Origin of the sequence: Glycomyces xiaoerkulensis, from assembly GCF_002798405.1 — a bacterium.
GTDB classification, from domain to species: Bacteria; Actinomycetota; Actinomycetes; order Mycobacteriales; family Micromonosporaceae; genus Glycomyces; species Glycomyces xiaoerkulensis.
The window spans coordinates 67,240-74,619 of sequence record NZ_PGGV01000018.1 but is presented as its reverse complement, the minus strand read 5'-3'; the positions used below and the strand labels follow the sequence as shown (position 1 = coordinate 74,619).

The following is a 7,380-nucleotide window of genomic DNA, read 5'->3' as shown; positions in this document are numbered from 1 at the left end:
GGGTGGTGGACGTCGGGTTTGCCGCAGTCGCCGTCGTAGGTCTGGTCCTCGGGCGGGTGGACCCGGGTGGTGAGGCAGGCGCGGACGGTTACGACATCGATGTCGGGTGGCTCGATTCCGATCCAGGCGGTGGGGGTGAGCTGGGCGCGGAAGTCGATCGGGTTGTCGTCGGGGATGGGGACGACCTCGCGGTCCACTGCGGTGGCGGCGGTCTCCCAGTCCGCCTCGTCGGCGGTGTCGTCGAGGTCGTAGGCCTGGAGTTCGATGTAGGGGACGACCGGTACGAGGTAGTTGCAGTCGCCGAGGTTGGCCGACTGCGCCTGTCCCCGGAGGTTGACCGCCGGGGGCTGGGGAGGGTGCGTGGCGGCCCAGGACAGTTGGCCCTTGGTCTCGGTGAAGGTGCAGGTGTCGTCGTGTTCGGCGAAGAACGGTTGCGGTGGTCCTTCGGGGTGGTGGCCGGCGGCGGGCGCGGTGAGGCCGAGGGCGAGCAGGGTTCCCGCGGTCACGGCGAGCGCGGTTCGGGCCAGGCGCAAGGGTTTCATTCGTGCTCTCCTGTGAATGGTCGGTTCGAATTGGAGAGTGTCGAGGAGATGAAGGGGGCACGGGAAAGCGTGCCGCGTCCCGTTGGGGGCCTGAGGCACAGCGAGGTCGGATCGGGCGGTGAGGTTACCCTAACATCGATGTGTATCGATATCAAGCGAATGCCGGGTGGCCACTTCGGAAACACTGCATATCGACGGCCGCGGTCCGACGCGGTTATCGTGGGGCCGTGGCCGCCACCCTCTCCTGTCGGGCCGCCTTGTCCAGGGTTGTTCCGCCCGGCTCCGCTGTCGCGATGTCGGTGCTGGCGCGGCATCCGGCCTGGTCGATCGTGTCCGCCGCACCTCAGTGGTCAGGCACCGGCGACGTGAGTGCTACCTTAAATTAATGGTAAATATAACCGATAGAAGAATAGCTCGATCCAGGTGCCGTTCTCACAGCGACCGGCACCTATGAAAGAACCAAATAGGTATCGGCGATTGCCGACGAGGCGCCGCCGTCCGCTCCGCCCACGGCGACCGGAACCGGATCTCCAGCAGCGATGCGGCCGTCAAGGACTACCGCAGCGGCCGGTCCCAGGCACCGCCGAGGCAAGTCCTCATCCGCCCCGACCCACCCTCCCGGGCCACCGACCGACTACGGAGTTTGCATGGAAGTCGAACTGAAATCGGCGTCGGCGATCATGGGCGCACTGGCGCTCACCATGGCGGCCGGCTGCGTGGCATCCGGCACCGACGAAGTCGACCAGCCCGACCGCTCGACGGAGGAGTTCACCTCCAGCGTGCTGACGACCGGTCTGAGCGACCCGTGGGAGGTGCTGCCGGGCCCGGACGGGCGACTGTGGATCACCGAGCGCACCGCCGGACGGGTGACCCAGGTCGATCCCTCCGACGGAAACTCCACCACCGTGCTGGACATCCCGGAGGTGGTGGTCTCCGACCAGGCGCAGGACGGACTGCTCGGCATGGCCCTGCATCCCGATCTCCTGGCCGGTGACGATCACCCGTTCGTCTACCTCTCCTACGTCTACGGGGACGTCTCGGGAGCGGCGTTCGAACGCCGCGCCAAGATCGTCCGCTACACCTATGACGAGCAGGCACGGCAGCTCTCCGAACCGGTCGACCTGCTGACAGGGCTGCCGGCGAGCGTCGACCACAACGCCGGCCGACTGGTGTTCGGCCCGGACCGGAACCTGTACTACACGATCGGCGACCAGGGCAACAACCAGTTCGGGCGGTTCTGCGAACCGAACCTGGCACAGCGGCTGCCCACGGAGTCCGAGGTCGCGGCCGAGGACTGGACCGCCTATCAGGGCAAGATCCTCCGCCTGGAACCGGACGGTTCGATCCCGTCGGACAACCCGACGCTGGACGGGGTGCGCAGCCATGTCTACAGCTACGGTCACCGCAATCCTCAAGGGCTGGTGGTGGCTCCGGACGGACGACTGTTCTCCGGGGAGCACGGGCCGAAGAGCGATGACGAGCTGAACCTGATCGAGGCCGGCGGCAACTTCGGCTGGCCGTTCGTGTCCGGATACGCCGATGACCGAGCCTATGTCTACGGCGACTGGTCCGCCTCCTCGAATCCGGATTGCGCCGAGCTGGAGTACGACGACTTCGACATCCCCGACTCGGTCCCGCAACGGGCCGAATCGGAGTTCGACGATCCGGCCTTCGTGCCGCCGTTGCGCACCTTCTTCACCGTGGACTCGGACTACCTCTTCGAGGACCCCGAGTGCTCGATGTCCTACTTCGTCTGCTGGCCGACGCTCGCGCCGTCCAGTCTGGAGTATTACGACGCGGCCGACGGCGTTCCGGGCTGGGCCGACAGTCTGCTGCTGCCGTCGCTGAAGAACGGCACCGTCTACCGCCTGCCGCTGGACGACGGTGAGGTCGGCGAACCGGTCGCCATGTGGGACACGGTCAATCGGTATCGGGACGTCGTGGTGGGATTCGAACCCACCGTCTTCTACGTGGCTACCGACAGCGGCAACATCGCTCGTGGCGACAGCGGTAGGCCGACCGACGCCTTGGAAGAGCCGGGAGCGATTCTGGAGTTCCGGCATGCCGGTTCTGAATGACCGCACCCGCCCGGCACGACCGGTCGGACCCGGGCATGAATCGAACGGTCGATCCGGGCGGTGCGCCCCGGTCGGGCTGCGACCGAGTCGGAGAGCGAGGCCCTCGCCGGTGGGATCCTGTTGCGTGACAACAGAAGCACCAGGCGAAAGCCTCGCTTGCGCCAGGGCGTTGACGCGGTAGCGGAGCTACTGAGTCCGGACGGTCACCCCTATGGCCTCATCGAAGTCGTCGACCCGGGAGAAGACGTTCTTCCCGCCGCAGTCGCCGACGTGCGAGCCGTAGGCGCGGTTGCCCCACGACCAGGGGCCGCCGGAGTCGCCGCCGGTGGTGACGTCGCCGTCCATCTGGACCAGGCTGTCGATGGTGGTGCCGCTGAAGGTGCAGGAGACCCACGCGTCCTCCACGTCGAGACCGCATTCGCGGCTTCCGGTGGCCCGCCCGAACATGCAAATGGATTCGCCGACGGTGAAGTCCGACCACGGTTCGATCGAGAGAGTGTCGCGCAGGTTGTTCGGGGAGGCGTAGAACCGCGCCGGCTCGATGTGGTTGGTCGTGTGCCACTCGACATCGCCCCAGTAACCCTGGTACTGGGTCTGGAAGGTCATGTCGAAGACGCAGCAGCCGTCCTCCTCGATCTCGTTGATGCCGTTGCAGTGCCCGGCGGTGGTGACGCCGGTGGTCCCGTCGGGGGCCTCGACCGTCCAGCCGCTGGTGCACTCGAAGAACCCGTCGTCGTAGAGCACGGCACCCCCGTAGGCGTGCTCGGCGCGGTTGTCGAGTCCCTTGACGACGGACAGGTCGATGCCGGTGCGGAGCTCCTCGGAGAGCCGTCCGGCGATCTGGTCGGCCTCGACGATATTGCCGCGCGGTGCCGCGACCTCGGCGCTGACGGTGCCTTCGGTGATGTCGACGGCGCTGACGATGTCGCCGTAGCCGAGCTTGATCAGCTCCTCGGTGAGTTGCAGGCTGCGTTCCTGGAGTTCGACGAACGAGTACGGCTGGCCGTCGGCGACGATGACCTTCTGGCCGCTCTGCTCGATCACGCGCTCGACGAACTCGTCGGCCTCTCCCTTGAGGTAGAGCGTCGGCGCGCCGCCGGGCTCCTCGGACAGGGCGGTGCCCACGAACGCCTCGGGGCGCTTCGGGGCGATCTCGCCGGCGATGTCGCCGATGGCTTCGGTGACCTCGTACTGGGCCTCGGCCTGCTCGAACGTCCACCCCTTGGCTTCGGCGGTGAGGCGGAGGTCGTGCTCGAGGCTCTCCTCGGGGGTCTGGTAGTCGGATTCGGCTGCGGTGTCGTTCTCTTCGGCGGCGACCGTCGCCGGCGTCGCCAGCAGCAGTGCAGGCGCCGCGAGGGCAACGATTGCGCGCTTCGAGATGCGCATTTTCATTGAGTATGTCCGATCTGCTCGTTCTGCTTCGAGAGGATGGGTATACGAGAGTCGGGCCCGACACCAGGCATGATGACCTGGACTTACAGTGACGCTACTGCTACACGGAGATCAACTCAAGTCCTCAGTGGTGCCAGGTTCGGCCGTTCCTCCGCTGCGGAGCCGCCGACCTCAACCGGGCTGATCGCGTCACCTCGTGCCGCAACCGCCTTCCACCCCGTGGCCTCGTGAAACCTGTCCCTGTGTCGACGGTTCGCGCCGCATCGCAGCGCCGATTCGGACGATTCACAAAGAGCGCAATAAGTTCATATTGGACATAATTGGAGCGAGTTCGGTCCCCAAAGTGTTCTTCGAAACCGGTCTTGCGCGGCAAGTGGCCAACAGGTACAGTCATGGCCCGTAAGCAGTTGAATACCGATGCGAGCCAGGATCCCCAGTCGGCGCGCGTGCGCGGTCATCCAGCATGAGCCCACCCGAAAGACCGCTGCGCCGGCTCCTCGCCCGAGTCGTAAGGATGCTGATGACCCCTTCCCCCGAGGCCGCTTCAGGCCATGCAGAGTGGACGCACGACCGAACACTTGGATCGCATTTACTGACGGACTGCGCGGCGTCGGTTCTGGAATCTCACGGACTCCAAGACTGGAAGCTCACCGAAGACGGCGTCTGGTGCCACGTTCGGCCCCCGAAGCCGGACGGCACCCTGCAGGGCTGGAAACTCCACGTGTCGGCCACGCCGCTGTCGGCGGCCATCGTCCTCAATCGAGTGGCGACGGTACTGGCCGGCCACCGGTACGGCTACAAGTTCGCCAAGAACCTCGGTGAGGTGCAGAAACTGCTGTCGCGCCAATGCGAACGCAGCGCCGGAGGCAAGTTCATCACCGTCTACCCGGACGGGAACGCCGATCAACTGCGGGACCTGGCCGAGGAACTGCACCAGGCGACCAGAGGTCTCCCCGGTCCCGGCATCCTGTCCGACCGCCGCTACAAACCGGGCAGCCTGGTCCACTACCGTTACGGCGCGCACCACGGCGTCCCCTTCCTCGGCAACGACGGCGACCACCAGGCGATGCTGATCGCCCCGGACGGCAGGCTCGTCGAGGACGAACGACGCCCCCAGTACGTCGTACCGGCTTGGGCGCCGGAGGATCCGTTCCGCAACGCGCCGAAGGGGCTCGTGGAACGAAGCGCCCAGCGGCGCCCGCGGTCGGTGCGGCTCAACGACCGCTACACCGTCACCGGGGCGGTCCGCCACACCTATTGCGGCGGCGTCTACCGGGCCGACGACGAGCGCACCGGCCGAAGCGTGATCATCAAGCAGGCCAGGGAGCACACCGAGGCGACCGTTCTGGGAACCGACATCCAGTCCCGTCGCCGCCATGAGGCCCGGATGCTGACCGCGTTCGCCGACACCCCGCGGACACCGGACCTGATCGAGGTCTTCGAGCAGCAGTCCGACCTGTTCGTGGTGCTCGAGGAGGTGCAGGGCGTCAGCCTGCTCGAGTGGGTGAACGATCGGCCGCCGGTCGGCGACCGCGAGGAGACGGCCTGGTCGCCCGAGCCCGAACTGGACCTGGCCCGGCAACTGATCGACATCGTCGAGCTCGTCCACGACAAGGGGTACACGATCCGGGACCTCAGCCCCGGCAACCTCATGGTCACCGACGACGGCACGCTGCGGCTGATCGACCTGGAGCTGCTGTGCCGCCCCGGCGACTGGGTCACCAACTCCTACACGCCGGGCTACGCCGCCCCGGAGGTGGCCGGCGCCGAGGCCGCCGGTCCGGCCCCGCAGCAGCGGTCCGACCTGTACGGCCTGGGAGCCATGCTGTTCCACCTGGTCGCCGGGTTGCACCCGCTGATGCCCGCCGCATCGCCGGACCAGCGCCCCGACCACGAGCGGATCGGCGACTGGCTGGCCGCCATGGGTCCGTCCGATCCGGCCGTGGCCGCGCTGAGCGGCGTCATCGTCGACCTGATGCGGGACGATCCGAGTCGGCGGCCCGGCCCCGGCGAGGTCCGGCGGCGGCTGGCCGCCCGCACCGCCGACCGTCCCGCCGCCGGAGTCCCCGAACCGCGAGTCGGCACCGGCGACCTGGACGAATGGATCGCCGACGGTCTCGACTGGATCGAGGCCACCGTGGACCTCGACGACCCGTCCCGACTCCACCGGTCCGGCCCGTTCGGGCGGACCACCGATGCGTGCAACGTCCAGCACGGGGCCGCAGGCGTCCTCGGCGTCCTCAACCAGGCCCACCGCCTGACAGGGGATGCGCGGACCGCGCGGACGATGGCCGGCGCCGCCGAGTGGATAGCCCGGCGACTGGCCACCCGCACGCGCATCCTCCCCGGCCTGCAGTTCGGCCACTCCGGTCCGGTGTGGGCGCTGGCCGAAACCGCCGACGCCCTGCAACACGACGACCTGATGGAGCGGACGCTGCCGCTGGCCGACCGCATACCGCTCCAGTGGCCCAATCCGGATCTGTGCCACGGCGCGACCGGGGCCGGCATGACGTTCCTGCGGCTGTGGGAACTGACATCCGAACCGCGCTACCTGGAACGGCTCGCCGCTGTCGCCCGGCACCTCAGCGACGCCGCGGAGGAACGCGACGGCCACCTCCTGTGGCCGATCCCGGCGGACTTCGAGTCCAAACTGGCCGGGATGGCCGAACTCGGCTTCGCCCACGGCACGGCCGGGGTCGCCTCACTGCTGCTGTGCGCCGGGCAGGTGCTGGACGAGCGCCGATTCCAAGACCAGGCGGTGCGCGCCGCCGAAACCCTCGCCGAGACCGCGGAAGTCGAGGCCGGTGCGGCGTACTGGCCGACCGGCGGCAAGTCCAGCAGGCTCACCCGCTGGTGCACCGGATCCTCCGGAATCGGCACCTACCTGGTGCGCGCCTGGGACGCGACCGGCGACGACCGGTACGGGAAGCTGGCCGCTCAAGCGGCGGCCGGGGTGCACCGGGGCCGATGGCGGACCGGTACCGCACAGTGCCACGGCCTGGCCGGTGATTCGGAGTTCCTACTGGACCTGGCCGATCGCACCGGGGACGAGGCCTACCGGTCGTGGGCGCGCGACTGCGTCGACGCCGTCTACGCGAGGGCCGCGACCCGCGACGGTCGCACCCTGCCCTCGGACGAGTCGGGAACCGACGTGACCGCCGACTACGGCGTCGGGGTCTCCGGGGTGCTGTCGCTGCTGCTGCGACTCCGCCACGGCGGCTCCCGGCTGTGGCTGCCCGCGACCTTCGACCGGATCGGCCGCTAGCCGACCGATGAGCACGAGAAGACCAGGGGGAGGATCGATGAGCGCGCTCCCAGGCGAGTCCGCAGCCGAGATCGCCCCGTATTCGTCCGCCGGAACCGCGGCG

At 68.3% G+C, this 7,380-nt stretch carries 4 protein-coding genes; 2 read left to right on the top strand and 2 right to left on the bottom strand.

The features are described 5' to 3' along the window. Window positions 1-542, bottom strand: a 542-nt coding sequence (locus CUT39_RS08240; RefSeq protein ID WP_157930550.1) for a hypothetical protein, incomplete at its 3' end; no start/stop codon positions are given. A 647-nt stretch (window positions 543-1,189) separates the two neighbouring features. Between CUT39_RS08240 and CUT39_RS08235 the strand changes: the two genes are divergently transcribed. Next, on the top strand, window positions 1,190-2,620 hold the full coding sequence (locus CUT39_RS08235; RefSeq protein ID WP_198586970.1) for a glucose/sorbosone family PQQ-dependent dehydrogenase: 1,431 nt from the start codon (window positions 1,190-1,192) through the stop codon (window positions 2,618-2,620). A 186-nt stretch (window positions 2,621-2,806) separates the two neighbouring features. On the opposite strand, the gene CUT39_RS08230 is transcribed toward CUT39_RS08235, so the two are convergent. Continuing rightward, entirely contained in the window at window positions 2,807-4,006 is a 1,200-nt protein-coding gene (locus CUT39_RS08230) for a chymotrypsin family serine protease (protein ID WP_100445493.1), read from the bottom strand. A 526-nt stretch (window positions 4,007-4,532) separates the two neighbouring features. On the opposite strand from CUT39_RS08230, the gene lanL reads away from it, so the two are divergent. Next, window positions 4,533-7,277 carry a class IV lanthionine synthetase LanL gene (lanL, locus tag CUT39_RS08225; RefSeq protein ID WP_198586969.1) on the top strand — a complete coding sequence of 915 codons (2,745 nt, stop codon included), beginning with the start codon at window positions 4,533-4,535 and terminating at the stop codon, window positions 7,275-7,277. Window positions 7,278-7,380: the final 103 nt, after the last annotated feature.